The organism is Cytobacillus firmus (genome assembly GCF_023715565.1).
GTDB lineage: Bacteria > Bacillota > Bacilli > Bacillales > Cytobacillaceae > Cytobacillus > Cytobacillus firmus_C.
In genome coordinates this window covers 1-26,623 of the sequence record NZ_JAMBOJ010000027.1, presented here as the reverse complement: position 1 = coordinate 26,623, position 26,623 = coordinate 1, and the positions used below count along the sequence as shown (strand labels likewise).

Sequence of the window (26,623 nt, the reverse complement as noted above, 5' to 3'; positions counted from 1 at the left end):
TATGCCCCTTTAACCAAGTCTATTATCATCATTTTAATGTATTGAAGAGTAAATGAAAAATGGCCTGTTTGAATTTTTCAAAAAAATCGCAGGCATTTTATAAATAATTGACGAAAATATCTTGTTAGCAGGATTGTTAACTGTTTTTTTTTAGATGTTAATAGAGCTGACAAAATGATTGAATATAAAGTGGATATAGAAGGTATATCATCAGATATGCTGGACGGTTTTTTTATCAATCAGAAAAGCTGAAACAGGGGAACCGGAAGCTGGGTATCCCTTCAATTTAGTTTATCTAAAAGAGGAGGCCAATATTATTTGGACACAGAAATACTTAATATTTTCGATGATAACAGAAAACAAATCGGTGTAGCTTCCCGTGCAGAGGTCCATAAAAAAGGCCAGTGGCATGAAACTTTTCATTGCTGGTTTGTGAGCAGGGAACATGATCAGGATTTTATTTATTTTCAATACCGCAGCAATGACAAAAAGGATTACCCCGGACTTCTGGATATAACGGCTGCTGGCCACCTCATGAGCCATGAATCGGTCATGGACGGTATGAGGGAAGTGGAGGAAGAACTGGGAATTCATGTTGATTTTGCGGATTTGATGCCACTGGGTGTCATTGAATATTTGGCAGAGAAAGAAAATTTTATCGACAAAGAACTGGCGCATGTGTTTCTTTATGACAGCGTCCATACACTGGAGGAGTTCAACCCGCAGCCGGAAGAAGTAACAGGAATCTACCGGATTGCTCTGGAGGACTTCTATGAGCTTTGGTTTGAATCAAGAGAACATATTAAGGCAGAAGGGATTCAGGTTGAAAGAGATGAAAGAATCTCTTCTGCCATTGCAGTGAGCAAAGAGGACTTTGTTCCGCATGAGGATTCCTACTACAGGCGCGTACTGCATTCAATTCGGGAGATGGAGAAGGAACATGCTGATTAAGACTGAAGAAGATATAGTGAAGGTGGTAAAGCAGGACAAATGGATGATGACTATCCTAACAGCCGCAAAGTCATTAGACCTCCCTGACTGGTGGGTCTGTGCAGGCTTTGTGAGGGCAAAAGTCTGGGATACTCTTCATGGATTCAGTAATAGAACTCACTTGCCGGATGTGGATGTCATTTATTTTAATAAGAGTGACCTTAGCGAAAATACGGAAAAAAAACTGGAGTCTCAGCTTAAATCCTTTCTGCCTAAAGTGCCCTGGTCAGTTAAAAATGAGGCAAGAATGCATCTCATTAATGACCTTCCCCCATATACTTCATCAGTGAATGCAATCTCAAAATTTCCTGAAACGGCTACTGCCCTTGGATTAAAGCTTGATGACAAAGACAATATTATATTAACTGCTCCATGGGGGATCGAGGACCTGCTTGCTCTTAAAATAAAGCCCACACCTGTGTTTGCTGAAGATAGCAAATTGTTTGGAGTTTACATGGAACGAATTGAAAAAAAGAACTGGAAATTAGTATGGCCTGGGATAGAAGAAATTCAATCAAACGTTTGATTGATAGGTAGAACCAATTAATAAGTGACTTTAATACTAATGATGCTCATGATTATCAGGTTTTTATTAAGAGAAAATGCGAATTCTTATTAAGCAAGTCACATTTAGATTATAATAGAGAAATAACAACTAAAGAAAAGGCAGGATTCTGTATGATTGTAAAAAACGAAGAAGAATTAGCAAAACTGAAGGAAATCGGCAAAATTGTTGCGGAGATTCGCGATGTGATGATCGAAAAAACCAAACCAGGCGTAACAACCAAGGAGCTTGATGACCTAGCTGGAGAGCTATTTGAAAAGCATGGAGCGATTTCAGGACCTAAAGGAGAATACGACTTTCCAGGGTTCACATGCATCAGCGTGAACGAAGAGGTGGCCCATGGGATTCCGGGTAGCCGCATAATAAAAGAAGGCGATCTGGTAAATATTGATGTTTCAGGATCTAAGGACGGCTACTTCGCAGATACAGGCCTATCATTTGTAGTTGGCGAGGACGAGAAGCTGCAAAAGTTATGTAGTGCAGCACAGGAAGCTTTTGACGAAGGCCTGAAAAAATTAAAGCCGGGCGGCAAGCTGAGCCTTGTTGGTAAAACGGTTCATAAAGTCGCAAAAAACAATGGATTCAACGTAATCATGAATCTGACCGGCCACGGTGTTGGCCGCTCCCTTCATGAGAAGCCCGACCATATCCTGAACTATTTTGATCCATGGGATAAGCAGCTGCTAAGAGAAGGAATGGTTGTAGCTTTCGAACCATTTATCTCGAGCGGAGATGAAGAAGTAAGAGAAATGAGCGACGGCTGGACGTTCGTCACACCAAATAAAAGCCATGTCGCCCAATGCGAACATACAGTTGTTATCACAAAAGGAGGACCCATTATCTTAACGAAATAAACATAAACCAGGGACATTGCATGTTCCTGGTTTATTTACTTCTAAGGATTAAAAAAAACACTTGAACATTCCAAACCAATCCGCTAAAATAATAAAAATTTCAAATTTTAAAGTAATGACAGAAATCAGTAGCTGTTCTCTCCCTGTTTTAGAGAGCTGATGCCCGGTGAAAATCAGCACATAGATAACAGTGAATTACCTTCTCGAACTTTCTCTGTGAACAGAAGTAGCAGGGAACGGCACGGACCGTTAATCCGCTGAGTGGAAGAGCAATCTTTAATAAGGGTGGTACCGCGTTAACCACGTCCCTTTCTATAGGGGCGTGGTTTTTTATATTTCAATAATAGAAAGGATGGGGAACATGGAGAATTTTTTTGAAAAACTTACACAAGATCAAAAGCTCGAAACAGAGAGGCAGCTTGAGATTTACTCTAATGGTGTCCAGGAAATTCTGCCTGAAGCAGAGTTAAAGAATAAAATCGCCAAATCCATTTTTCAAAATCAGCCTTTAAAAATTAAGCTTGGGCTAGATCCATCGGCACCGGACGTCCATATTGGCCATACGGTTGTGCTGAATAAATTAAAGCAGTTTCAGGACAACGGACACGTCATCCAGCTGATTATTGGCGATTTTACAGGAAAAATTGGCGACCCGACAGGCAAATCGGCAGCCCGAAATCAGCTCACAGATGAAGAAGTGAAGTATAATGCCAAAACATACTTCGAGCAATTCAGCAAAGTGCTGGACATGGACAAAGTCGATCTTCACTACAATGCAGCATGGCTTTCAGACCTCCAGCTTGAAGATGTTATCCGCATGTCCGCAAGCATTACGGTTGCCCGCCTGCTGGAACGAAATGATTTTTCAGAGCGCCTGGCCACAGGAAAGCCGATCTCCCTTCACGAATTTTTCTACCCGCTGATGCAGGGCTACGATTCGGTTGCTCTTGAAAGTGATATCGAGCTCGGCGGCACTGATCAGCATTTCAATGTTCTGATGGGACGCCATCTGCAGGAGCATTTTGAAAAGGAAAAGCAGGTTGTCATCCTGATGCCGCTCCTTGAGGGCCTGGATGGCAAAGAGAAAATGTCCAAATCGAAAAAAAATTACATCGGTGTGGATGAGGATCCGAATAATATGTACGGCAAAACGATGTCTATACCGGATGAGTTGATTATAAAATACTTCAATCTTGCAACCGATTTGCCGGTGACTGAGAAGCAGCAAATTGCAGCAGGGCTGGAAAATGGAGCGCTTCATCCGCGTGACGCTAAAATGCTATTAGGGCGCACGATCGTCCGCATGTACCATGGTGCATCTGCAGCTGAAAAAGCCGAACAGCATTTTCAAACCATTTTCCAAAAAGGTGCCATGCCAAAGGAAATCCCGGAAATCGAATGGAAGGGAGAGGGTGAAATGCTCATTACAGATCTGATTGCAGGACTTGGGCTTCTTCCATCCAAAACAGAAGCAAGAAAAATGATTGCAGGAGGAGGCATCCGGTTAAACGGAGAAAAAGTCAACGATGTAAAGCTGATTGTGAAAATGACAGATGGATTAGTTCTTCAGGCAGGAAAAAGGAAGTTTGTAAAACTAAGGCTAAGCTAGGCATATCTCTTTTTTCTCGGCTCCTTCTCAAGCTATGATAGAATAGACGAAATTTTTAAAGAAAAGCAGGTGGAGGAAATGAAAGCGATCATTCATAAAGGAATAGCGGGTCTCGACGGGTTATCATATGGTGAAATGGAAAAGCCTGAGCCGGGTGCAGGCGAGGTCAGGGTGAAACTAAAAACGGCAGGATTGAACCATCGTGATTTATTTGTCCCGCATCGCCACAAACCGGAAGATCCGGCGCTTGTCATCGGTTCTGATGGTGCCGGGGTCATTGATGCAGTCGGGGAGGGTGTATCAGAAGTGAAGCGGGGTGATGAAGTCATCATCAATCCGGGGCTTGGCTGGAAGGAAAAGACCGAGGCACCGCCCGCCGGTTTTGAAATCGTCGGCTTGCCGTATCATGGGACATTCGCAGAATACATTGTGATTCCGGCTGAAAATGCCGCAAAAAAGCCAGAATATTTAACCTGGGAGGAAGCAGGCGTCCTCTCCCTTGCAGCACTAACCGCATACAGAGCATTATTTACAAGAGGAAAGCTTAAGGAAGACATGAAGGTGTTCATTCCTGGAATTGGAGGGGGAGTGGCAACCTTCTTGATGCAGTTCGCTAAAGCGGCAGGGGCGACTGTGTATGTGGCTTCCCGTTCCGAAGAGAAATGCCGGAGAGCTCTGGAGCTTGGTGCAGACAAAGCCTTGGACAGCAGCGAAGATTGGAAGGAAGCTCTTGGCGGGAAAAAGGTGGATCTTGTCATTGAATCTGTCGGCCCGGCTACATTTAATAAATCTCTGGAAATCCTTCGAAATGGCGGAACCATTGTAACCTTTGGATCCTCTACAGGAGATGCGCTGGAACTTAATCTCCGCAGTCTCTTTTACGCTCAGCAAAACCTGCTTGGCTCGACAATGGGAAGTGCAGAGGAATACGATGAAATGCTCCAATTTATTGATAAACATCAAATAAGGCCGGTATTGGATCAGGCATTTCACCTGGAACATTATGAACAGGCTTTTGATAAAATCTCAAACGCAGAGCAATGGGGGAAAATTGCCTTTACGATTAGATAAGAAAATAAACACCTCGGAACAGAGGTGTTTATTACTATAAGGAAAAATTTTGGGAACATTCTAAAAATTTATTGTTATGAATCATTAGTAGTGGTAGAATAGCCTTAAATTCTACATGTTTCAACTTTGGAGGCTATAATGAAGTTCTATCAATCTTTAAGGTTTAAGATGAGCCTGATTATGATCCTGCTTTTACTAGTTCCGTTAATGCTAATCGGATTTTTATCGTATCAGCAGACTAAAGTGCTGGAATATGCAATTATCCCCAAGAGCTCATTGGAGGAAATCAATCCGGACTTCAAGGGAATTTTTGCAGATTATGAACAATTTTTAACAGAATTAACTGTTTCGGAAGAACTGAAGTCAAATACATACTCATTTCCGGATAAAATGGCAAAAGAGATTACAAATATGCCGGCAGCCAATGACCCATTGAAAACACAATTCTATGAAACCTACCTGAGCAGTAAAGCAGGTGATTACGAAAACACCTTAAACCTATATTTTGCAACAGAAGGTAAGGGAGAGTTTTACCTTTCAAATATCCCGCCTTCAGAAGTAGACCTGAGGGATTTTGATCCTAGGCAGCGTGACTGGTATTTAAGTGCAAAAGAGGCAAATGGAAAGGCAATCTGGACTGATCCTTATATTGACACTGGCACAGGGAAATCTACTATTACATTAGCGAAAGCTTTTAAAAATGAAAATGGGAATATTGAGGGAGTGGCAGGGCTTGATTTTGATATGCACAAGCTTGCTCTTCTAATAAGAGGAGATATACTGAATAAGTCCTTAATCATTGCCGGATTATCTGTGCTGGCCGGACTGCTGATTGTTTATATCTTTATGAAAAATTTCATAAAACGGCTTGGAGCACTTCAGTCAGGCATGTATAGACTGGCAAAAGGTGATCTTTCAGTCGATAAACTGTATTCAGCGCAGCAGGACGAACTAGGCATGCTGGTATCAAGCTATAACGAAATGATGGATCATTTAAAAGAGCTGATAACCAACGTGATAGATACTTCTCAGCAGGTGGCAGCCTCTGCAGAACAGCTGAATGCAAATGCGGACGAAGTGGCAAAGGCCACAGACCAAATTGCAGGATCCATCCAGGAAGTATCTGAAGGGACGGAAGGCCAAGCTGGAAAGGTTGCCGAGTCCCGCGAACATTTGAATCTAATTACAGACGATATCAGGGAAATTTCTTCTTTGTCAGGAAAAGTCGCACAGTCCTCTGAATATACAGCTGCCAGGTCAGAAGAGGGTATGCTGACCGTTAATCGTGCAATTAAGCAGATGGAAATTATCAGCCAAAACACGGATGAGACTGGCAGAATTATTCATATGCTGGATGAGAAGTCTGCAGAAATCGAGAAGATTCTATCGATTATCAGTCAGATTGCTGATCAGACCAATTTGCTTGCATTGAATGCTGCTATCGAGGCTGCCAGAGCCGGAGAGCACGGCAAAGGGTTTGCAGTTGTTGCAGATGAAGTCCGAAAACTTGCTGAGCAATCAAGTGCTTCTGCAAAACAAATTTCTTCACTCATTCTCGACATTCAGGATCGAACCAAAATTGCGGTTGAATCCATTTCAAAAGGAGAAAGAACAGTAAAAGAGGGTATTATACTTTTTGGTGAGGCTTGGAATTCCTTCGATGGGATATCGGCTGCTGTAAAAGAAACGTATGCACAAATGGAGCGTGTATCCGGAAAAATGAAAAAGATACAGCTTAGCACGAGCCAGCTCTCAGGTTCGTTTAATACGGTTGATGAATATGCAACTCACGCTGCGCTGCTTACTCAGGAGGTTGCAGGTGCAACAGAGGAGCAGAGCGCTGCCATTCAGGAAGTTTCATCCGCAACAGGTGTCCTTGCAGACATGGCACAGGAGCTCCATGAAAAGGCTATGAAGTTTAAAATCTAAAGAAAGAGCCTTTGCGGGCTCTTTCTTTTCATTAACTTATACATTTAAAAACTTCACACAAACCGGATCAGGCACTTTCACATCAGACTGAAGCAAAGTTAGCCTCCCTGTATGTTCATCTCTCGAGAACAAAACAATATTGCTTGAATTCTGGTTCGAGCCAATTACAAATTTTTCAGATGGATCGATTACAAAATCACGCGGCCAGTTTCCTTCTGTGGAGGTATACTCCACAAATGCAAGCTCTCCATTATCCTGATTGACGGAGAAAACAGCTATGCTGTCATGCCCGCGGTTGCCCGCATAAACAAAGCGGCCGTCTCTTGAGATATGAATAGCGCTGCCCTGGTTATTTTCCGTAAAACTTTCAGGAAGCGTGGTTACAGCCTGCTTTTGAACGAAACTTCCATCTTCATGATACTCAAGTAAAAGCACTTCAGAGCTAAACTCGGTCATCACATAGGCATACTTTCCATTTGGATGAAACACCAGGTGTCTCGGTCCGCTCCCAGGTTTAACGGATAGGGTGCTAGTTTCCTTTAGAATGCCATTACTTACTTCATACGTAATCACCTGGTCTGTTCCGAGGTCAACTGCAGCTAAGTATTTTTCGTCCGGAGTAAGCCCCGCGTAATGGGTATGAGGCTTTTCCTGCCTGCTGTCAGGACCTGATCCACTATGCTCTATAACCGAAACAGCAGGATTTAAAGAGCCATCTTCATTGGTTAAGTAAGACTCGACTGTTCCTTTATGATAGTTTGCACTGAAAACATTGCGGACGGCAGAATCTATACTGACATGACATGGAGGGGAACCGGCAGAAACCTGGCTGTTGATCTTCTTAAGTGAACCGCTGCTGCTATCCAGACGATATGCAGCTACTCCGCCGGATTCTCCTTCCTTGGCTACCGAGTATAAAAAACGGTTATCCTGGCTGATTGTTAAATAGGTGGGATTATCCAAAATCGCTGCCGTTTTCACATCGGAAATTTTGCCGGCATCGGTATCCAGAATAAATGTATAAATCCCTTCACTTTCTCCCTTAGTATATGTCCCTATGTATCCTCTGTACTTGGCCATATGGAGCCTCCTTTAAATTCTTTTCTCTGAAAAATACTCTATCATAGATTTCAGTTCAAACAAAAGGAAGAGGAATTTGATAATCCAAAAAGAATAGTAAATAGAAATATATATGAGAGGATGATCATATTGAAGGCACCCCAATCGATATTGTCTGTTTGGCAAAAATTTGATCACTTTCCGATGGAGACACTGACAAAAGCATGGTTTTCCGATAAAGCAGGAACGAAAAAGCAGCGGGATGTTTCTTTAATGAAGGAGCACCATGCCCAATATGGCATTTCCGGAAACTGTTTTGACCTCGCCATTTGGCTTCTGCACGAATTTAAGGAGGCTGGAATTCAGGCCTATCCGGTTGGCCACGAATTACATAATTCTTCAGCCCATGCTGCAGTGGTGGCAGTGGATGAAGAGGGCCGCCGCTTTCTATGTGATCTTGGCGACCAATGGCTGCAGCCCATATTAATTGATTCAAAGTCACGGAATTTTACTCCGGAAAAGATAAGAGGATTCTTCCCGGCGGCAGATGTTCAGGTTTCATCTGAACCGGGACAGCTGGAAATTGCCTATCATCGGCCGAACGGAAAAATATCGCGGCAAAATTATGATACGGATCCGGTTGAAATGAACTTCTTTCATGAAGCAGCCGAACGTTCCCAAAACTATATTTATCCAAAGGCTTTGCTGGAGCAGCGGATTTCCTATAAAAACGAAACCGCACACTGGGAATTTTACAACTGGCAAAGCTTCCTTAGTACCACAGAAGGCCTGTACCATGATGCTCCCGCAGAATCTATTGAAGGATGGGCGGCCCGGATTCATGAAAAGACAGGGTATGACCGCGAGTTTTTAATAGAGGCTCTCAGTATTTATAAAAAGCTTGAAAACAGCAATCTTGCCCATTAGGGGAATTCTCCTATTTATTTCCCGTTATGTCATTTTAAGAGAATAGGAGGACATAATTTGAAGCAAGACATAAGAGGGGAGATATGTACACAGATGGAGCCTATTCATAATGTTTCAGCGTATCTTACTCAAAATGCGGAGGTATTATCCGAAAAGCTGGTTACAGAGATCATAAAACGATTTGGTTTTGAAATTCCAAAACAGGAATATAAGGCTGCCGTTTTGATGTATGTGGAGTTTATGAGGCTCCTGGGAACCATGATTGCAAGAAGCGATGAGAGGATTCATGAAGGGTTGGTTGAATGGAGCAAAGGAAATGGCGAACAGGCTGCCTCCAAGGGAAGGAGAATTTCTGATTTCGTTATCCGGTATCCTGACACCCGCCTCGTTTTTACTGATAGAATAAACAAGATTTGCAAAGAGTTGGAGTTAACGGCTGATGAAATTATTTCTATTGTTAAAAAAGTGAACTTTATGCTGGACATAAGTATTAATGAGACCGTATTTGCTTTTGAACGGCACTCCGAGGAACAACTGAGAGAGACGCAATCCCAGATAAATGAGCTGTCTGCGGCCATTGTACCGATCCAGGACAGCATTGCAATCCTTCCATTGACGGCAGTATAGACTATGACAGAGCTCAAATCATCATTGAGAAGACAGTCCCTCGGGTCCGTCATCTGGGAATTGAAACCTTAATTATTGATTTTTCCGGCACTGTAAATATAGATGTTGAAATTGCCAATCATATTTTTGATATCCGTAATATTCTCCAGCTAATAGGTGTTAAGACCATTGCAACAGGAATCAGACCGGATTTGGCAATGAATGCCGTTGTCCTTGTATTGACTTGTCATCCCTTGAAGTATACTCGAGCGTCCTGCAGGCGATCAGAAGCATTAAATAGCGGTAATGAATGGAGCTGCTCCTAAAGGGCTTTTTTTTTTTCGAAGTTTAAAAGTGGAATATTTAAAAAACAATTGTCGAACCCCAGGTCACATGATAGTATTTAGATATTTTCCAATATAATAAATTGACAAAATAATAGCTACTATCAAAAAGATTCGTATGGGAGGCTTTTTGCATGACTGTTTTTACATCCGCATATTTTACAATGACTGAACAGGAAGCCATTGAATATGCCAAAACAAGGCTTAATTATTTTGCTTCAGATGCTGAATTGGAGTGCGGGGAAATTGGCGATGGCAATTTGAACTATGTCTTCAGACTGACTGATCATAAACACAAGAAGTCTCTAATTATCAAGCAGGCCGGACCGGTTGCTAGAATATCTGATGAATTTAAGCTGTCTCCTGACCGCAACCGCATTGAATACGAAATACTTGATCTGCAAAACAAGCTCGCTCCAGGCTTCGTACCACAAGTGTTTAATTATGATCCAGTAATGAATTGTACCGCAATGGAAGATCTGTCAGATTACACTATTATGAGAACAGCCTTAATGAAGCATGAAAAATTCCCGCTGTTTGCTGACCATATCTCGACTTTTCTGGTCAATACCTTATTGCTAACTTCAGATGTCGTAATGGGACATAAGGAAAAGAAAGAGCTCGTCAAAAAGTTTATCAATCCGGAACTATGCGAAATTTCAGAGGATCTCGTCTTCACAGAACCGTTTTACGATTGTGTGAGAAATGAAGTGTTTGAAGGCACCAGGGAATTTGCCAAAAAGGAAATGTGGGAGGATCCAAAATTTCAGCTTGAAACAGCAAAGCTTAAATTTGAGTTTATGACTAATGCCCAGTCCCTGCTGCATGGCGATCTGCACACAGGTTCAATTTTTGTAAAAGAAAATTATACTAAAATTATTGATCCTGAGTTCGCCTTTTATGGCCCGGCAGGATACGATGTCGGAAACGTGATTGCCAACCTGATTTTCGCCTATGTGAACGCAAAGTATACCATTTACGATGATGAAGCAAGAAGCGATCAGCTGGGTTATCTTGAAAATACTATTGAAGATATTATCGACTTGTTTCAATCGAAATTCCTGCAGGCCTGGGATGAGAAGGCATCTGAACAAACTGCCAGCTATGAAGGCTTTAAAGAATACTATGTTGATACAATCCTGCGTGACACAGCAGCCGTCACAGGACTTGAATTGTGCAGAAGAATTGTCGGGCTGGCATCTGTAAAGGATGTCACATCCATTGAAGATTACACCAGCAGAGCTTCAGCAGAAATGATTTGTCTGGCAGCAGGAAAAATATTTATCATGGATAGGGAATCTTTTAAAACAGGAGCCGATTTTGTTCGTACTCTAAAAGCCTGTGAAAAAAGATTCTAAAGGAGGCAGCATGATGGGAAAGCCTGTGGATGTTATCCAGTCTGTAAGATTGGATGATGAAAACAATACACTCATTCTATTAGATCAAACAGTTTTGCCGAATGAAAAGAACTTTTTGCATTTGAAAGAAGTAAAGGATATCTGGGAGGCCATCTATCATTTAAAGGTCCGCGGTGCACCTGCCATTGGGATAGCCGCAGCTTACGGTGTTTATTTGGGTACAAAGCAATCAGCGGCAGAGAGCTATAATGAACTTTATCTGGATTTTAATAAAGCGAAGGAATATCTAGCGTCCTCGCGGCCAACTGCAGTCAATCTGTTTTGGGCGCTCGACCGGATGGAAGCCCGCTTCCAGAAGGAAGAAGGTAAGAGTGCAGTTGAAATAAAGCAGGCACTGAAAGAGGAAGCAGAAAAAATTCGGGCTGAGGATGAAAAAGTCTGCGAGACGATCGGACAGCACGCTCTTTCTGTACTGAAGCCCGGATGGGGAATTCTGACACACTGCAATGCCGGTACAATTGCAACCGCTAAATATGGGACAGCCCTGGCTCCGATTTATTTAGGTCAGGAAAAGGGGTATGATTTTAAAGTATTCGCCGATGAAACCCGCCCGCTGCTTCAGGGGGCGCGCCTGACTGCATGGGAGCTCAAAGAAGCAGGTGTCGATGTTACGCTGATCTGCGATAATATGGCCAGCATCGTCATGAAAGAAGGCAGGATTCAAGCGGTACTTGTCGGCTGTGACCGTGTTGCAGCCAATGGGGATACTGCCAATAAGATTGGAACATCTGGCGTTGCGATTCTTGCAAAACATTATAATATACCTTTCTATATTTGTGCTCCGCTGTCAACAGTCGATCTCGCATGCAAAACAGGGGATGATATCCATATAGAATTAAGAGATTCAGAAGAAATTACTTCCAAATGGTACGAAAAGCCGATGGCGCCGGAAGGTGTAAAAACGTATAATCCCGCATTTGATGTAACGGATAATGAACTGATCACAGGCATTATCACGGAAAATGGCATTGCTTATGCACCTTACACAGAAAACCTTCCCAAAATGTTCAAATAAGAATATAAATCCTCCTGCCAAAGCGGTTAGGAGGATATTTAATTCTTTATACCTTTAAAGCGTTTAACTAGGAAAATATCCCTGAAACCGACAAAATATAGTGTAATTTTACTCTTTGCATCGATCGATTGAACTGTTGTATTTGAGGTGATTCATTTATTTAATGGAAAAATTATGAATTAAACAACATGTAAATAATATAAACTATTTGTAAACCCTCCAAATTACCTGATACTTTTTAAGAAACTATGTTTTAGTGCCTGATTCCAAAGTCTGACAATTAAATAATTTAGCATATTGATAGAGTCTGAATATTTCAAATATACTTTAAATGCAACAAGAAGCGACAGAAAAAATAAAGATTCGAGAGGAGAAAAAGGATGAAGAAAAAAAGGGCATTAGGAGCAGCACTTCTAAGTATGACAATGGGGTTATCAGTTTTCACAGCGGGGGCATTTGCTAAAGAACCGGAGACTCAAAACGAAACCTATAGGGTATTGATCCAAGGCCCATCAAATGCTACAGCTTCTGTGAATTCACAAGTGGACAAGCGCTGGGATTTTGGCAGCGATGGTATGACTGCAGAGGTTAATTCTAAGCAGTACCAGGCATTATTGAAAAATAAAAACTTAAAGATTGAAAAAGTTCATGAAGTTAAACTTGATACAGTTAGAACAACAGCGTCCAATAAGGCTCAGGCTGCTGGATACCCAAGTGACCAGACGCCTTGGGGGATTGAATCCATCTATAACAACAGCAGTATAACGAGTACTTCAGGCGGAAGTGGGATTAAGGTAGCTGTCCTTGATACAGGCGTATATACAAGCCATATTGATCTGGCAGGCTCCGCAGAGCAATGTAAAGATTTCACACAGTCCTCTCCGATTGTCAATGGCTCTTGTACGGATCGTCAGGGACATGGCACACATGTAGCCGGAACCGTATTGGCGCATGGCGGATCTGATGGACAGGGGATTTATGGGGTAGCCCCACAGGCGAAATTATGGGCTTACAAAGTACTTGGAGATAATGGTTCAGGTTACTCAGATGATATTGCAGCTGCAATCCGTCACGTTGCAGACGAAGCATCCCGCACAGGTTCTAAAGTGGTCATCAATATGTCACTTGGTTCAAGTGGCAAAGATTCTTTAATCAGCAGTGCAGTTGATTACGCATACAGCAAAGGTGTGCTTATTGTGGCAGCGGCAGGTAACTCAGGCTACAGTGCTAATACAATTGGATATCCTGGAGCATTAAAGAATGCGGTTGCAGTTGCAGCACTTGAAAATGTTCAGGAGAACGGTACATACCGTGTGGCAAACTTCTCTTCACGCGGAAACCCTAACACTGATGGCGACTATGTGATTCAGGAAAAAGACATAGAAGTGTCTGCACCTGGTGCAAGCATCGAGTCAACATGGTATAACGGAGGCTACAACACGATCAGCGGAACATCCATGGCAACACCTCACGTAGCAGGCCTTGCAGCAAAAATCTGGTCATCCAGCCCATCCATGAGTCATTCCCAGCTTCGTACAGAGCTTCAAAATCGTGCTAAGCAATATGACATTAAAGGCGGATACGGAGCAGCATCTGGTGACGACTATGCGTCAGGCTTCGGATACCCTCGCGTAAAATAAACGAAAAGCATCATACTCCCGAAACCGTCTGATCTGATCAGGCGGTTTTTTATAATATTTCCGCGGAAATGATCAAATTTTGGCGAGACATGTAAACTGATAGAAAATGCTGAAACAAATTAATTTTGAATATACAATAGGGAGTAGATGTGAATAGGAGGGGACTGACAGCCGTGGCTGATAATAATACATACCATAATGACCAGGAAGCAAAGGAATTCATCTGCGAAATCGGCAGAAGAATATACAATAAAAACTTCGTTGCTGCAAACGATGGAAACATTTCCATTAAAGTGAATGAGCGTGAAATCTGGACAACACCAACGGGAGTGAGCAAAGGGTTTATGACACCTGATATGATGGTTAAGATGGACCTTTCAGGCAATATTCTGGAAGGGAAGCTGAACCCATCTTCAGAAGTAAAGATGCACCTCAGAGTATATAAGGAAAACCCTGAAGCAATGGCTGTTGTCCATGCCCATCCTCCTGTGGCCACTTCGTTTGCCATAGCTGGAATTAGCCTTGAAAAACCTGTTTCACCTGAAGCTGTAGTCCTGCTTGGCAAAGTGCCAGTAGCCCCTTATGCCACTCCGGGGACACAGGAAGTTCCAGACTCGATTGCCCCATATTGCAGGGATTACAATGCTTTACTTCTCGCGAACCATGGAGCCCTAACCTGGGGAAGGGACATAACAGAGGCCTATTTCCGGATGGAGTCATTGGAACACTATGCACTTATGATGATGTATTCTGATCACATTATTCAAAAGTCAAACGAACTAAGTACAGACCAAGTTGCCGAGCTGATCTCAATCCGTGAAAAAATGGGTATTCATACAGGCGGAATACCCGTTCCGAAACGTGATAAGGAAATCCGGACAGCTCCGGGCATGACAGAAGAAATGATTAGAAATATCGTTCGGAAAGTAACGGAAGAAGTTCTGAAAAACGTTTTAAAATAACCAAAAAAGGATAGTGGTAAGGGTATGGATATTCTGTATAATTTCAACCTTTTAACGAAACCTATCTTGAATACTTTTTTGAAACGCGAGGAGAGATTCCGATGAAATTGCTGGTCATTGGCGGAGTGGCTGCAAGTATGTCAGCCGCATCGAAATTAAGGAGAATGGACGAACAAGCGGAAATTACGGTCTATGAAAAGGGTAAATTCTTATCTTACGGAGCCTGCGGTCTTCCGTATTACATTTCCGGCGAAAATGACGATTACCGTAAAATGATCGCAAGAACACAGAAGCAATTTGCTGAGAGGAATATTAAAACACATCTGCAGCATGAAGTCTTAAAAGTAGATACAAATAAAAGGGAAGTAACGGTTAAAGACCTTGCATCAGACAAAACCTTTACGGATACATATGACAAGCTGATGATCGGGACAGGCACGTTTCCGATCATGCCTCCATTTCCGGGAGCTGATCTCGAGAACATTCATGTGTTGAAGACACTCGAAGATGGGATGATATTAAAAGAAATTTCCCGCAAACCTGAAGTGCAAGATGTGGTTATCGTCGGTGGTGGTTATATTGGCATTGAAGTGGTTGAAGCGATGAAAGCCCTCGGTAAAAATGTTCGAGTTGTTGAAATGGGCGAAAGAATCCTGGCTCCATTTGATAAGGAAATAACCGATATCGCTGAAAAGGAAATTCGAGATAACGGTGTAGAGCTGAACCTGGGAGAAAAGGTGGAAAGCTTCAACGGCAATGGGAAAGTGGATAGTGTCAAAACGGATAAAGGCACTTATAAAGCTGATTTAGTGCTTGTGGCTGTTGGTGTAAAACCTGCTACGAAGTTTCTGAAAGGATCGGGAATAGAGATGGCGGAAAATGGAGCCATCATCATCGACCGTGAAATGAGGACAAACATTGAGGGTGTTTATGCCGCGGGGGATTGCGCCCAGGTTTATCATAAGGTGCTTGAAGAAAATGACTATATTCCGCTGGGAATAATGCGAATAAATGCGGCCGCCTGGCTGGTGGCAATATTGCCGGAAACCATGAAAAATATGTGGGAACTTTGGGAAGTGCAGCGATTAAAATCTTTGATATGGAGCTTGGAAGAACGGGGCTTTCCGAGGAGGATGCCAAAAAGCTTGGTATAGGATATACAACTGAATTTGTAAAAGCAGCCGATCATCCGGACTACTACCCGAATCAGACTCCTATCTGGATCAAGCTGATCTGTGAGAAAGGGACAAACCGGTTACTAGGAGCCCACGCCATTGGAAATAAAGGAGTGGTCCTTCGAATTGATATATTCGCCGTTGCTATCCACAACAATATGGCAGCAGAAGAGCTTGGCATGGTAGATCTTTGTTATGCGCCGCCGTTTGCGGGTGTTTGGGATGCTGTCCATATTGCAAGCAATGCAGCAAAAAAATAATGAAGCCAGCAGAGATGCCGGCTTCATTATTTTTTAATAAGAAGAATCCTTTGCAAGCTTCGGATGGCGGTTCATCGCTCCTAGCAGAATCAATCCGCTCAAGATGAGGAGAAAGCTTGTGACGACGAATACGGCTGAAAAACCAAGATAGCCAGAGATCATACCGCCGATAACGGGTCCGATAATATTCCCGAAAAAACGGAGGCTTGTGTTGTAGCCAAGTACTTCACCCTGCATGGCAACCGGGGCTTCCTGGCGGATATAAGCGATTCGGACAGGGATGATGCCCCCAATGGTGACACCAAGTGCAAAGCGGACAAGAACAAGCTGCCACATGTTAGAGACAAATCCTCCAGGCAGATAAAACACACCTGCGAGGAAGAGGAGAACAATTAGCGTTTTTATATAACCATACTGGTCCCCGATTTTCCCCCATTGCCTTGCCATCAGAAGATTGCCAAGCCCTGCAGCAGAAAAAGCAATTCCCGCAAAAAATGCCAGATTTTCCGGTCCGTGCAATTCGCTGACATATAAGGATAGGATAGGCTGGATGCTGAAATGTGCAATTTGAACAAGCGTTGATATCAGCATAACTGTAAGCAGGACGGGATTACTGATAATATGCTGAATGACCGCCTTGCTTGAATACCGCGTTTTCTCGCCCTTTTGAGTTGGGATTTGGTGTTCTCTTGTGAAAAAGACAAGAAAAGCGGAAACAAAGATGGCGATGGAGGTCCACTTAAAGGTATCTGCAAATCCGAATAAGTCTGCAAGGACTCCCCCAAGAAGAGGACCCATCAAAGAACCTGTAATGCTTCCTGTCTGCAGTGTCCCCATCACTCTGCCGGCCATTTCCTTCGGAGTCTGCGTGGAAATGAACGCCTGTGACATACCGATGAAGCCAGTAAAAATTCCGGTAAACAGCCTGAGAAAAAACAGCTGCCAGACGTTTGTCACATATCCCATCAGGAAGATGGAAATCCCCATGCCGATTCCTGACAGAATCAATATTTTCCGTCGCCCAAAAAGATCCCCTATTCTTCCCCAGACAGGAGAGAAAAGAAATGCAGTAACAAAAGTAATGGCAAACGTCCACCCTGACCAGTGCTGCACATAGGTTGGAGAATGATTGCCGAAGCTTTCTATATATAACGAAATAAAGGGAAGCACCATTGTCATGCTGCCTGCCACAAAGAAATTGGCAAACCACATAATCATTAAATTTCTTTTCGTTTGTTTTACCATTTTTGAAACACTTCTTTCCGGTCAACGTTTCGTTTCCCTAAAGATATAATAACGAAAATGACAAAAAATAGAAAGGGTTATGCTATTACTCTAACTTATATATATCCTCTCACCTATGAAGAAAACCGCTTTATTCAGGTAATCCAGAAATTTCTATGACATTATTACTACAGTCCGTTAAAAAAACATTGTCTTATAACAGTATTTATTCTATAATTCCTAATAGGAAAAAGATTCAGAATATATACTAAAAAGGGGGAAGTTGTTTGGAAGCTTTTATTAATCAGCTAAACGGTATTTTATGGAGTACACCTGTTATTTACATCTGTCTTGCAATAGGGTTACTATTTACAATCCTAACTCGATTTTTGCAGGTCAGACATATTAAAGACATGATTATGCTGATGTTCAAGGGGAAAAGTTCCGAATCGGGCGTATCTTCATTTCAGGCCTTATCTATTGCTCTTTCTGGCCGTGTAGGAACTGGTAACATCGCAGGTACTGCAACTGCAATCGCAATGGGAGGACCTGGAGCTGTATTCTGGATGTGGGCTATGGCTTTTATCGGAGCTGCTACGGCATTTATCGAGTCAACGCTTGCCCAGATTTACAAAGAAAAGAAAGACGGGCTGTATCGCGGGGGTCCGGCATTTTATATTGAAAAAGGTATAGGAATTAAATGGTTTGCCGTGCTTTTTGCCATTTCTGCTTTGCTTGCAATGGCATTATTAATGCCTGGTATTCAATCCAATTCTATTGCCTTAGGGATGGAAAACGCATTTGGAATCAATAAAAGTGTAACAGGCATTATTATCATTGCACTCTTAGGTTTAATTATTTTCGGTGGAGTAAAGCGTATTGCAACAGTTGCCCAATATGTTGTTCCTTTCATGGCTGTGGGATATATTATTGTATCTCTAATCATTATTGGCATGAATGTCGGTGAATTGCCTGGAGTATTTTCTTTAATATTCCGAAGTGCTTTTGCTGCTGACTCTATCTTTGGCGGTCTTGTAGGAAGCGCGATTGCATGGGGAGTAAAGCGCGGAATTTATTCAAATGAAGCCGGACAGGGTACAGGTGCCCATGCTGCAGCGGCAGCAGAGGTTTCTCATCCTGTAAAGCAGGGGTTAGTTCAGGCATTTTCTATTTATATTGATACTTTGCTTGTATGTTCCGCAACAGCATTCATGATTTTGTTCACTGGTATGTTCAATACCGTTGGCACAGATGGCAAGACATTCGTTGTTGAGCATTTGCCCGGTGTAGAAGCTGGCCCAGGATATACACAGGCGGCTGTTGAATCCGTATTGCCGGGATTCGGTGCAGGATTTGTTGCTGTATCCCTGTTCTTCTTTGCTTTTACAACGATTATGGCTTACTACTACATGGCAGAAACAAACGTTACTTATTTAATTAAAGGGAAAAACCTTAAACTTGCTACTCATATATTGAAAGTGGTTTTGCTGGCATCAACTTTCTATGGAGCAGTCAAAACAGCGGGCCTTGCATGGGCACTCGGGGATGCGGGTCTTGGTTTAATGGTATGGCTAAATCTCATTGCCATTCTGATTCTTGCCAAACCTGCACTGCTTGCGCTTAAAGACTATGAAGCACAGAAAAAGCAGGGGCTTGATCCAGTCTTTAACTCTACTAAACTGGGCATCAAAAACGCCGAGTATTGGGAAGATGGCTACAAAGTCCAGGAAGAAAAAGTATCTTAATAGAAAGATAAGAGATGTCCGGCTGATGCCGGACATTTTTTTTCAGTAAAATAATTAACAAATCATGGATATAAGTGGTGTTAATAAAACCGTTCGGAGGGTATAGCTTACTAAGTCATATAAGGAGTGTGAAGCATGAGAGCCGTAACTTACCAGGGAGCAAAAGATATTCAGGTGAAAAATGTGGATGATCCGAGACTTGAGAAAAGGGATGATGTGATTGTACGGATCACGTCAACAGCTATTTGCGGATCAGATCTTCATTTATATCAGGGAAACATGCCATTGCGGCCCGGGTATATTATCGGGCATGAACCGATGGGAATCGTTGAGGAGACAGGCCCTGATGTGACACGTATAAAAAAAGGCGACAGGGTGGTTATTCCATTTAATGTGTCATGCGGGCATTGCTTCTACTGCCAGCATGAAATGGAAAGCCAATGTGATAATTCCAACCCCCATAACGATTCGGGAGGCTATTTTGGCTATACCGAGAAATATGGTAATCATCCTGGCGGCCAGGCAGAGTTTTTGAAGGTGCCATTTGGCAATTTCATGCCCTTTGTCATACCGGAATCATGCGAGCTGGAGGATGAGTCACTGCTCTTTTTATCGGACGTGCTGCCGACAGCTTATTGGAGTGTGGAGCATTCAGGTGTAAAAGCGGGAGATACAGTAGTCGTCCTTGGCTGCGGCCCCATCGGGTTAATGACTCAGAAGTTTGCCTGGATGAAAGGTGCTAAGCGGGTAATAGCGGTCGATCACCTTGATTACCGTCTGAACCATGCCAAACTCACTAATGATGTGGAGGTCTATGACTTCACGAAATATGATGACATGGGAGCTTATCTAAAAGAAATCACCCAGGGTGGAGCAGATGTGGTCATCGATTGTGTGGGCATGGATGGAAAGAAATCCGCAGTGGAGAAAATTGAACAGAAGCTGAAGCTGCAGGGGGGAACACTTGGCCCAATTCAAATAGCGACAAAAGCCGTCCGTAAATTTGGAACCGTCCAGCTGTCAGGTGTGTACGGGCTGACATATAATAAGTTCCCGCTGGAGGAATTCTTCTCGAGAAATGTTACCCTCAAAATGGGACAAGCGCCTGTTGTGCACTACATGCCAGAGCTGTTCGAAAAAATCAAGAACAAGGAATTTGATCCAAAGTCGATCATTACTCATCAGATTCCCCTCCAAGAAGCAGATCGTGCATATAAGCTTTTTAATGACCATGAAGATGACTGTATCAAAGTCATCTTAAAACCTTAGCTATTATACAAACTGGCCAGGAAATACATTGGCCGGTTTTTTGAAGTTTAAGAATATAACATAATTTTACAAATTTCGACACGAACGTATATAATAGTGCTTAAGGCATATTATTACTAGAATTAACCAAGGAGCTTGTAAAAAATGAAAGGCTTTAATCAAGATACTCTGATAAAAGAAGAAACAAAAGCAGTCACCCTTTTTATCTGGCTGTTTTATATTATATTAGTACTTTATGATTTGTTTTATTATTATCTGTTTCCCCTCAATACAGGTGGAAATCCCGGGATCCCAAAGGGCGGACTTGGCTGGGGGTATTATCTCGCGAATATTGGACTCTTGCCGTTTGCGCTGTATTTAATCAGGATGGGACGGCCTTTTCAGGTTAAATACTTATTTTTTGCAGGTTTTTTTCTGATAGATTTTAGTAACAGCATGCTGACCTATCTTGGTGAGCCGAAGGAATTCCAGAGCGGAAGCGCAGTAGAACTATTATTTATTATATTTGCGCCAATTTTTGTGAATAAGCGCTATTTTTGGATCGTATCCGGAGGCATGATTGGGAAGTATCTTTTGGCTGGATTATTGTTGAGCAGCCAGAAGGTAATGGTGCCAATCGTGCTTATGGTCATTTTTTCGAGTGTTTCCTATGTTCTGCTGAACCGATTTCATTCATATATTCACTCGCTTACACATGTTTTCCAGGAACTCCGCCAGACGGAAAAGCTGGCTGCTGTTGGAAAGATGGCTTCAGCAGTGGGCCACGAAGTGAGAAATCCTTTAGCGGCATTAAGAGGGTTTACTCAGCTGCAGATGGAAAAGCACCCTGAAGATAGAGATCGATATAAAATGATGGTTGATGAAATTGACCGCATTAATTTGATTGCCGATGACCTTATGATCCTGAGTAAACCTAGGCTGCCTTTGTTTAAAAGAATTGAACTGAGTGCAGTGATTCACTACGTCCTCTCAATCATTAAAGAACAGGCAGCAAATCAGAATATCCGTTTTGAAACAGACAATCTGAAATCTCTTCCTAAAGTTCAATGTGATGAGCATATGCTGAAGCAGGCTTTTATTAATCTGATCAAAAATGCGATGGAATCTATGACAGAAGGCGGTACAATTGTGATTTCTGCCAAGTTGACGGAGGCTGAGCAGGTGTTGGTCAGCATTAAAGATGAAGGCTGCGGGATAGATGCAAAAAGTATGGAACGGGTCGGGGATCCCTTTTATACAACGAAGCCGGATGGAACCGGTTTAGGACTAATGGTTACCAAGCAGATTATGGATGAACACAAGGCAGAGATCCTATTTGAGAGTGAAGTGGGAAAAGGCACCATCGTGAACCTCATGTTACCTATAGAGCAGCAGGCAGAATTATAGACTTACAGGGGATGTACATTTAATGTGCATCTTTTTTTTTATATTAAGGACTATTGACCTGATTTGAAAAAGAGTTAATAGTTGCTATTTACCTATTTAATATACATAATATATACAAAATATATACAAATTGGTTAGAGAGCCGGAGGGACACTATTATGCTATTTCAGTTAAAAAAGAAGAATCCATCTTCATTTTTTCAGCCGGAAATGAACTTTCCGGAATCAGAGGAAACAGTTAAAGTAAAGGATCAGCGTATTAATGAACGAATGTGGTATATGGGCTTTTCAAAAAAATATCTTGACACTCTTCAGGATCTGAACCCGGTGATTTCACCACTGCTGGATGAATTGCTCCAGAAAGTTCTGGATCATCTTTATAAACAGTCGCCATTAAAGAGAATTGCTGAAAATAATACAAGCAGGGATAGGCTCTATGGCGTATACGTCCAATATTTCCAGAGCTTATTAAGCGGCAATCTGGATGCTGAATACTTTGCGATGAGAACGAGGATTGGAAATACCCATAACGGGGCTGGTCTTCCAGTTGAGTGGTTTCTGGCCACCTATTCTGCCATTAATACATTATTGGTGCCTAAGATCGTAGCGGAACTGCACCAGGATCCTGACAAGCTGACAAACGCATTGCTGGCTCTTACACATATCATTAATCTGGATTCCCAGCTTGTTGTCGAAAATTATCTACAGGCCAGAATGAATGAACTCAATGAATTAAATGCTTCAAATGCACATCTTCAGAAAGAATTAAATTCTATCAGCCAGGAAGTAGCAGCCTCGGTACAGCAAACGGAAGCTTCGATTAATGAGACAAGCTTGAAAGCTGATCAAATCCGCAGTGAAACCGAAACAACGCAAAAAAGCAGCAAAAATCTGCTGAGCCTGACTAACCTCAACCAAACACAAATGGATGAGATGGTTCATGCTTTCAATAAAGTCCTTCTGGATGTGGAGCAGTCTATAAGCGGAATTGAAGCTTTAAAGGGAATCTCGGAGCAAATTATCACGATGACAAAAGGGATTGAGGATATTGCCGATCAGACTAATCTTCTGGCACTGAATGCATCAATTGAGGCGGCCCGGGCGGGTGATGAAGGCCGGGGATTTGCCGTAGTGGCAACCGAAGTGAGAAAACTGGCAGAAAACTCTAAGAAGATGAGCAGTCACATCAAGGAACAAATTGAAAAAAGCGACAATCAAATCAGCGTGCTGGTTGATACTATGAACTCCATGAATCTCTCAACAAAAGAATCACAAGCTCAGATTCAGCAGGTAAAAGGCGGGCTTGTTACTGTTAGAATGGAAATGGAACAGTATCTGGATATGTTCGGCCGCAACAAAACGGACCTCGACAGCATCGTTCACTCAATTCAGGAAATTAATCATTCAACCGAAAATTTGTCCGTTCTTGCTAATGAACTCAAGGAAAAGGCTGAGGGCGGAGATAGGAATTATTCATAACTGCCTATTAAGCCAAATGAGGAGCCCCCGGTTGAAGCATTAGCGTTAAAAATTGAGAGTAAGGGTAGCAGCTGAATATGCCGGTACTCTTTTCTTAAATAATCGGCTATACTATAGGCTAGAAAATAAATCTGAAGAAAAGTTTAATTTTACATAAAAAAGGAGTTTCTTATGACACAATCTATGATTCAAGATATGAAGCCGTTTATCCAGGAAGCATGGAAAAAGGCTGCATTTGTACAGCCGACGACCATTCAGGCAGAGGCGGTTCCTCCTGCTTTGGAAGGCAAAGATATTATTGCCGAGTCCCCGACTGGAACAGGCAAAACACTTGCTTACCTTCTGCCGGTCCTTGAAAAAATTGACCCGGATAAACAGGCCGTCCAGGCTGTTATTTTGGCCTCTTCCCAGGAGCTAATCATGCAAATTTTGGGGGAAATTCAAAAGTGGGCAGAAGGAAGCGGAATTAAAGCAGCTTCTTTTATCGGCGGAGCCAATGTGAAAAGGCAGCTTGAAAAATTGAAAAAGCATCCGCATATTGCTTTAGGAACGCCGGGACGGGTGATGGAGCTGATTAAACAGAAAAAGCTGAAAATGCATGAAGTCAAAACCGTTGTACTTGATGAAGGTGATCAGCTTCTCGTTAAGGAACACACTCAGACGGTTCAAAACATTGTTAAATCTACACTTAAAGAACGACAGGTCCTACTGTTTTCTGCGACACTGCCGCCGGTTGTTGAGCAGCTTGCGAAAGAACTGACAGCTGATGCCGAAGTCATTCGTGTCGAGAAGGATGAAACCATTCAGGCTGCAGATGTGGATCATATTTATTTTGTGGCAGAAGCGCGGGACAAAATCAAAATGCTTGAAAAGATCTCAAGGCTTGAAGACATTAAGGCACTCGTATTTGTTAAAGATATCGGCAACCTGACCGTAATGGCCGAAAAGCTTGATTTCAAAAATATCTCTTCAAGCACTCTGCACAGCGACCTGAACAAATTTGACAGACAGAAGGCCATCAAGAACTTTCGCAACGGCAATACGAATATGCTGATTGCCACAGATGTTGCGGCAAGAGGGCTGGACATCAAGGGAGTTACACATGTCGTACATTTCGACTTCCCGAAGGATATCAATCAATATGTCCACCGCTCTGGAAGAACAGGAAGATTCGGCGCAGGTGGAACCGTTATTTCTCTTGTCACTGAAAGAGAAGAACGCGAACTTAAACAAATGGCAAGAGAACTGGGCCTCACTGCAGAAAAGAAAGTGATGCGCGGCGGCCAAATCGTATAAAAATCAAGTGCCGGGCACCTATATCATTGGCGCCTGGCATTTTTTTATAAAAAGGTATTTCTCTTTTTCTAAGCGAATTAGTTAGTAGAACTTTATTAACTAAAGAATAAGGGGAAATCGATGATGGAGAATCCAAGGCTAAACAAATTTCATGATGACTTTTTACTTGAAGCCACGATAGATGAAATGCAGGAAAAAATGCAAAGTGGGGAGATTACATCCCAAGAACTTGTATTAATATATATGAACCGAATTGGACAGATGGATAAAAACCTTCATTCTGTTTTAGAAGTCAATCCTGATGCACTGCATACTGCAGCTGCTCTTGATGCAGAAAGAGAAAAGAAGGGGCCGCGCAGCCCTCTTCATGGCATTCCCATTTTGTTAAAGGATAATATCGACACAGGAGATAAATTGCAGACAACTGCCGGATCACTTGCTTTGAAAGGTCACTGTGCACAAAATGATTCCTTTGTGGCATCTCAATTAAGAAAAGCGGGAGCTGTTATTTTAGGAAAAACAAATATGACAGAATGGGCCAATTTTATGACTGAAGGGATGCCGAGCGGTTACAGCTCACGGGGCGGACAAACCTTAAACCCTTATGGGCCGGAAAAATTTGATGTGGGAGGTTCAAGTGCAGGGTCCGGTGCTGCTGTCGCCGCTAATTTTGCAGCCGCAGCCATTGGGACGGAGACATCAGGTTCCATATTAAGCCCTGCCAGCCAGAATTCTCTCGTTGGAATAAAGCCGACAGTCGGACTTGTCAGCCGAACCGGGATTATTCCAATTGCCCATAGTCAGGACACTGCCGGTCCAATGGCAAGAACGGTAAAGGATGCAGCATTATTATTAAACGTGCTGGCAGTCTCTGATGAAAATGATCCGGTTACCCTGACAAATCAGGATCTGCAAGGGAAGGATTTTACCTCTTTCCTTGATGAAAAAGGACTGCATGGCGCACGAATCGGCATTGCCAGAGAGACTTATTTTGACTACTTAAGTTCTGAAAAGCTCGCCTTAATGAACCAAGCCGTAGCCCGGTTAAATGAACTGGGGGCAGAGGTGGTCGACGAAATAGTGATTCCTTCCACAAAAACGGAGTGGAGCTATGACGTTCTCACTTATGAATTTAAAGCGGATGTGAATGCCTATCTGCGGACTGTCGCCCCGCACCTACATATTCGCACCCTGTCCGATGTCATTGAATTTAATGAAAAGAACAGCGAAATGTGCTTGAAATACGGTCAATCCATTTTGATTGAAGCGGAGGAAACAAGCGGAAATTTAACCGAAATGGCCTATATATCAGCACTAGAGAAGGATATCTATTTTTCAGGGGAGCAGGGCATTGACTATGTAATGCAGAAACATAATCTGGATGCCATTGTGTTCCCTAATAACTATGGAGCAGGCATCCCTGCAAAAGCGGGATATCCATCCATTACAGTACCGGCCGGGTATACCCCTGAAGGAGAGCCGGTGGGCATCACATTTACTGGACTTGCCTATAGCGAACCGGTCAAGCCCATATAATTGTGTAAAAAGAAAATGAGTCAAATTAATTCCTTTGGTCAACAATGTTATCAGCTACGAAAAACAAGTTGGAGGAATTAATTATGACTCAATTACAGTTTAACCTAAATCTTGACAATTTAAAAGAATCCGTCATGAATTCAAACATCGACTCAGTGATAAAGGCTTCTATTGTCCTGGTATTAAATGAGTTCATGGAAAAAGAACGTGATCATCATCTGAATACATATCCTTATGAGCGAACAGCTAGCCGTCATGATTACCG

General features: G+C 42.5%; 24 protein-coding genes and 1 other annotated feature. Of the genes, 22 read left to right on the top strand and 2 right to left on the bottom strand.

All coding sequences use genetic code 11. From position 1 onward, the window contains the following. Nucleotides 1-318: 318 nt before the first annotated feature. From M3205_RS12530 to M3205_RS12505, 6 genes are all read left to right on the top strand, one after another. Nucleotides 319-951, top strand: a complete 633-nt coding sequence (locus tag M3205_RS12530) for an NUDIX hydrolase (RefSeq protein ID WP_251170218.1) — start codon at nt 319-321, stop codon at nt 949-951. Then, complete coding sequence (locus tag M3205_RS12525) at nt 941-1,516, top strand: nucleotidyltransferase family protein (RefSeq protein WP_251170217.1); 576 nt, start codon at nt 941-943, stop codon at nt 1,514-1,516. Before M3205_RS12530 ends, M3205_RS12525 begins: the two co-directional genes overlap by 11 nt. 152 nt (nt 1,517-1,668) lie before the next feature. After that, a complete protein-coding gene (gene map, locus M3205_RS12520) occupies nt 1,669-2,409 on the top strand; it encodes a type I methionyl aminopeptidase (RefSeq protein WP_251170216.1) in 741 nt (246 codons plus the stop codon). Between the two features lie 106 nt (nt 2,410-2,515). Next, nucleotides 2,516-2,722 (top strand) — a binding site (T-box leader). Between the two features lie 48 nt (nt 2,723-2,770). Further along, nucleotides 2,771-4,018, top strand: a complete 1,248-nt coding sequence (gene tyrS, locus M3205_RS12515) for a tyrosine--tRNA ligase (RefSeq protein ID WP_251170215.1) — start codon at nt 2,771-2,773, stop codon at nt 4,016-4,018. 78 nt (nt 4,019-4,096) lie between these two features. After that, nucleotides 4,097-5,089 carry a zinc-binding dehydrogenase gene (locus M3205_RS12510; RefSeq protein ID WP_251170214.1) on the top strand — a complete coding sequence of 331 codons (993 nt, stop codon included), beginning with the start codon at nt 4,097-4,099 and terminating at the stop codon, nt 5,087-5,089. Nucleotides 5,090-5,227: 138 nt separating this feature from the next. After that, nucleotides 5,228-7,018, top strand: coding sequence for a methyl-accepting chemotaxis protein (locus tag M3205_RS12505; protein ID WP_251170213.1), 1,791 nt, complete (start codon nt 5,228-5,230; stop codon nt 7,016-7,018). Between the two features lie 36 nt (nt 7,019-7,054). Here M3205_RS12505 and M3205_RS12500 read toward each other — a convergent pair whose 3' ends face one another. Beyond that, entirely contained in the window at nt 7,055-8,098 is a 1,044-nt protein-coding gene (locus tag M3205_RS12500) for a lactonase family protein (RefSeq protein WP_251170212.1), read from the bottom strand. Between the two features lie 126 nt (nt 8,099-8,224). On the opposite strand from M3205_RS12500, the gene M3205_RS12495 reads away from it, so the two are divergent. The 9 genes from M3205_RS12495 to M3205_RS12455 all read left to right on the top strand — a co-directional run bounded on the left by M3205_RS12495 (nt 8,225) and on the right by M3205_RS12455 (nt 16,424). Beyond that, nucleotides 8,225-9,004: a hypothetical protein gene (locus M3205_RS12495; RefSeq protein WP_251170255.1), complete on the top strand. Its 780-nt coding sequence runs from the start codon at nt 8,225-8,227 to the stop codon at nt 9,002-9,004. Nucleotides 9,005-9,061: 57 nt separating this feature from the next. Next, nucleotides 9,062-9,631, top strand: a complete 570-nt coding sequence (locus M3205_RS12490; RefSeq protein WP_251170211.1) for a hypothetical protein — start codon at nt 9,062-9,064, stop codon at nt 9,629-9,631. Next, nucleotides 9,616-9,936, top strand: coding sequence for an STAS domain-containing protein (locus M3205_RS12485; RefSeq protein WP_311315731.1), 321 nt, complete (start codon nt 9,616-9,618; stop codon nt 9,934-9,936). The genes M3205_RS12490 and M3205_RS12485 overlap by 16 nt, the downstream gene beginning before the upstream one ends. A 152-nt stretch (nt 9,937-10,088) precedes the next feature. Continuing rightward, on the top strand, nt 10,089-11,312 hold the full coding sequence (gene mtnK / locus M3205_RS12480; protein ID WP_251170210.1) for an S-methyl-5-thioribose kinase: 1,224 nt from the start codon (nt 10,089-10,091) through the stop codon (nt 11,310-11,312). A gap of 13 nt (nt 11,313-11,325) precedes the next feature. Continuing rightward, nucleotides 11,326-12,387 carry an S-methyl-5-thioribose-1-phosphate isomerase gene (gene mtnA / locus M3205_RS12475; protein WP_396105670.1) on the top strand — a complete coding sequence of 354 codons (1,062 nt, stop codon included), beginning with the start codon at nt 11,326-11,328 and terminating at the stop codon, nt 12,385-12,387. Nucleotides 12,388-12,767: 380 nt separating this feature from the next. Continuing rightward, nucleotides 12,768-14,027 carry a S8 family peptidase gene (locus M3205_RS12470; protein ID WP_251170208.1) on the top strand — a complete coding sequence of 420 codons (1,260 nt, stop codon included), beginning with the start codon at nt 12,768-12,770 and terminating at the stop codon, nt 14,025-14,027. A 173-nt stretch (nt 14,028-14,200) separates the two neighbouring features. Further along, nucleotides 14,201-14,989, top strand: coding sequence for a class II aldolase/adducin family protein (locus M3205_RS12465; protein WP_251170207.1), 789 nt, complete (start codon nt 14,201-14,203; stop codon nt 14,987-14,989). A 101-nt stretch (nt 14,990-15,090) separates the two neighbouring features. Next, the gene (locus M3205_RS12460; protein WP_251170206.1) at nt 15,091-16,143 is read left to right on the top strand and encodes an FAD-dependent oxidoreductase; all 1,053 of its coding nucleotides are present in this window, start codon (nt 15,091-15,093) and stop codon (nt 16,141-16,143) included. Next, nucleotides 16,089-16,424, top strand: a complete 336-nt coding sequence (locus M3205_RS12455; protein ID WP_251170205.1) for an NAD(P)/FAD-dependent oxidoreductase — start codon at nt 16,089-16,091, stop codon at nt 16,422-16,424. Before M3205_RS12460 ends, M3205_RS12455 begins: the two co-directional genes overlap by 55 nt. Before the next feature lie 33 nt (nt 16,425-16,457). Here the strand turns inward: M3205_RS12455 and M3205_RS12450 are convergent, their stop codons facing one another. Further along, entirely contained in the window at nt 16,458-17,669 is a 1,212-nt protein-coding gene (locus tag M3205_RS12450; RefSeq protein WP_251170204.1) for an MFS transporter, read from the bottom strand. A 266-nt stretch (nt 17,670-17,935) separates the two neighbouring features. Between M3205_RS12450 and M3205_RS12445 the strand changes: the two genes are divergently transcribed. From M3205_RS12445 to M3205_RS12415, 7 genes are all read left to right on the top strand, one after another. Continuing rightward, nucleotides 17,936-19,393, top strand: a complete 1,458-nt coding sequence (locus M3205_RS12445) for an alanine/glycine:cation symporter family protein (protein WP_251170203.1) — start codon at nt 17,936-17,938, stop codon at nt 19,391-19,393. Nucleotides 19,394-19,528: 135 nt separating this feature from the next. After that, nucleotides 19,529-20,662 carry a zinc-dependent alcohol dehydrogenase gene (locus tag M3205_RS12440; RefSeq protein ID WP_251170202.1) on the top strand — a complete coding sequence of 378 codons (1,134 nt, stop codon included), beginning with the start codon at nt 19,529-19,531 and terminating at the stop codon, nt 20,660-20,662. Nucleotides 20,663-20,806: 144 nt separating this feature from the next. After that, a complete protein-coding gene (locus M3205_RS12435; protein WP_251170201.1) occupies nt 20,807-22,048 on the top strand; it encodes an ATP-binding protein in 1,242 nt (413 codons plus the stop codon). Between the two features lie 158 nt (nt 22,049-22,206). Further along, the gene (locus M3205_RS12430; RefSeq protein ID WP_251170200.1) at nt 22,207-23,526 is read left to right on the top strand and encodes a globin-coupled sensor protein; all 1,320 of its coding nucleotides are present in this window, start codon (nt 22,207-22,209) and stop codon (nt 23,524-23,526) included. A gap of 171 nt (nt 23,527-23,697) precedes the next feature. Next, nucleotides 23,698-24,822: a DEAD/DEAH box helicase gene (locus M3205_RS12425; RefSeq protein ID WP_251170199.1), complete on the top strand. Its 1,125-nt coding sequence runs from the start codon at nt 23,698-23,700 to the stop codon at nt 24,820-24,822. 123 nt (nt 24,823-24,945) lie between these two features. Then, a complete protein-coding gene (locus tag M3205_RS12420) occupies nt 24,946-26,358 on the top strand; it encodes an amidase family protein (protein ID WP_251170253.1) in 1,413 nt (470 codons plus the stop codon). An 83-nt stretch (nt 26,359-26,441) separates the two neighbouring features. Beyond that, nucleotides 26,442-26,623 (top strand): transposase (locus M3205_RS12415; protein ID WP_251170198.1); only part of this gene is annotated, 182 nt, incomplete at its 3' end.

What these genes read in the sequence shown, in the direction of transcription:
- M3205_RS12525 (WP_251170217.1), top strand. Translation starts at nt 941, where the DNA reads ATGCTGATTAAGACTGAAGAAGATATAGTGAAGGTGGTAAAGCAGGAC.
- map (WP_251170216.1), top strand. Translation starts at nt 1,669, where the DNA reads ATGATTGTAAAAAACGAAGAAGAATTAGCAAAACTGAAGGAAATCGGC.
- tyrS (WP_251170215.1), top strand. Translation starts at nt 2,771, where the DNA reads ATGGAGAATTTTTTTGAAAAACTTACACAAGATCAAAAGCTCGAAACA.
- M3205_RS12510 (WP_251170214.1), top strand. Translation starts at nt 4,097, where the DNA reads ATGAAAGCGATCATTCATAAAGGAATAGCGGGTCTCGACGGGTTATCA.
- M3205_RS12505 (WP_251170213.1), top strand. Translation starts at nt 5,228, where the DNA reads ATGAAGTTCTATCAATCTTTAAGGTTTAAGATGAGCCTGATTATGATC.
- M3205_RS12500 (WP_251170212.1), bottom strand. Translation starts at nt 8,098, where the DNA reads ATGGCCAAGTACAGAGGATACATAGGGACATATACTAAGGGAGAAAGT.
- mtnK (WP_251170210.1), top strand. Translation starts at nt 10,089, where the DNA reads ATGACTGTTTTTACATCCGCATATTTTACAATGACTGAACAGGAAGCC.
- mtnA (WP_396105670.1), top strand. Translation starts at nt 11,326, where the DNA reads ATGGGAAAGCCTGTGGATGTTATCCAGTCTGTAAGATTGGATGATGAA.
- M3205_RS12470 (WP_251170208.1), top strand. Translation starts at nt 12,768, where the DNA reads ATGAAGAAAAAAAGGGCATTAGGAGCAGCACTTCTAAGTATGACAATG.
- M3205_RS12460 (WP_251170206.1), top strand. Translation starts at nt 15,091, where the DNA reads ATGAAATTGCTGGTCATTGGCGGAGTGGCTGCAAGTATGTCAGCCGCA.
- M3205_RS12455 (WP_251170205.1), top strand. Translation starts at nt 16,089, where the DNA reads ATGGAGCTTGGAAGAACGGGGCTTTCCGAGGAGGATGCCAAAAAGCTT.
- M3205_RS12450 (WP_251170204.1), bottom strand. Translation starts at nt 17,669, where the DNA reads ATGGTAAAACAAACGAAAAGAAATTTAATGATTATGTGGTTTGCCAAT.
- M3205_RS12440 (WP_251170202.1), top strand. Translation starts at nt 19,529, where the DNA reads ATGAGAGCCGTAACTTACCAGGGAGCAAAAGATATTCAGGTGAAAAAT.
- M3205_RS12435 (WP_251170201.1), top strand. Translation starts at nt 20,807, where the DNA reads ATGAAAGGCTTTAATCAAGATACTCTGATAAAAGAAGAAACAAAAGCA.
- M3205_RS12430 (WP_251170200.1), top strand. Translation starts at nt 22,207, where the DNA reads ATGCTATTTCAGTTAAAAAAGAAGAATCCATCTTCATTTTTTCAGCCG.
- M3205_RS12425 (WP_251170199.1), top strand. Translation starts at nt 23,698, where the DNA reads ATGACACAATCTATGATTCAAGATATGAAGCCGTTTATCCAGGAAGCA.
- M3205_RS12420 (WP_251170253.1), top strand. Translation starts at nt 24,946, where the DNA reads ATGGAGAATCCAAGGCTAAACAAATTTCATGATGACTTTTTACTTGAA.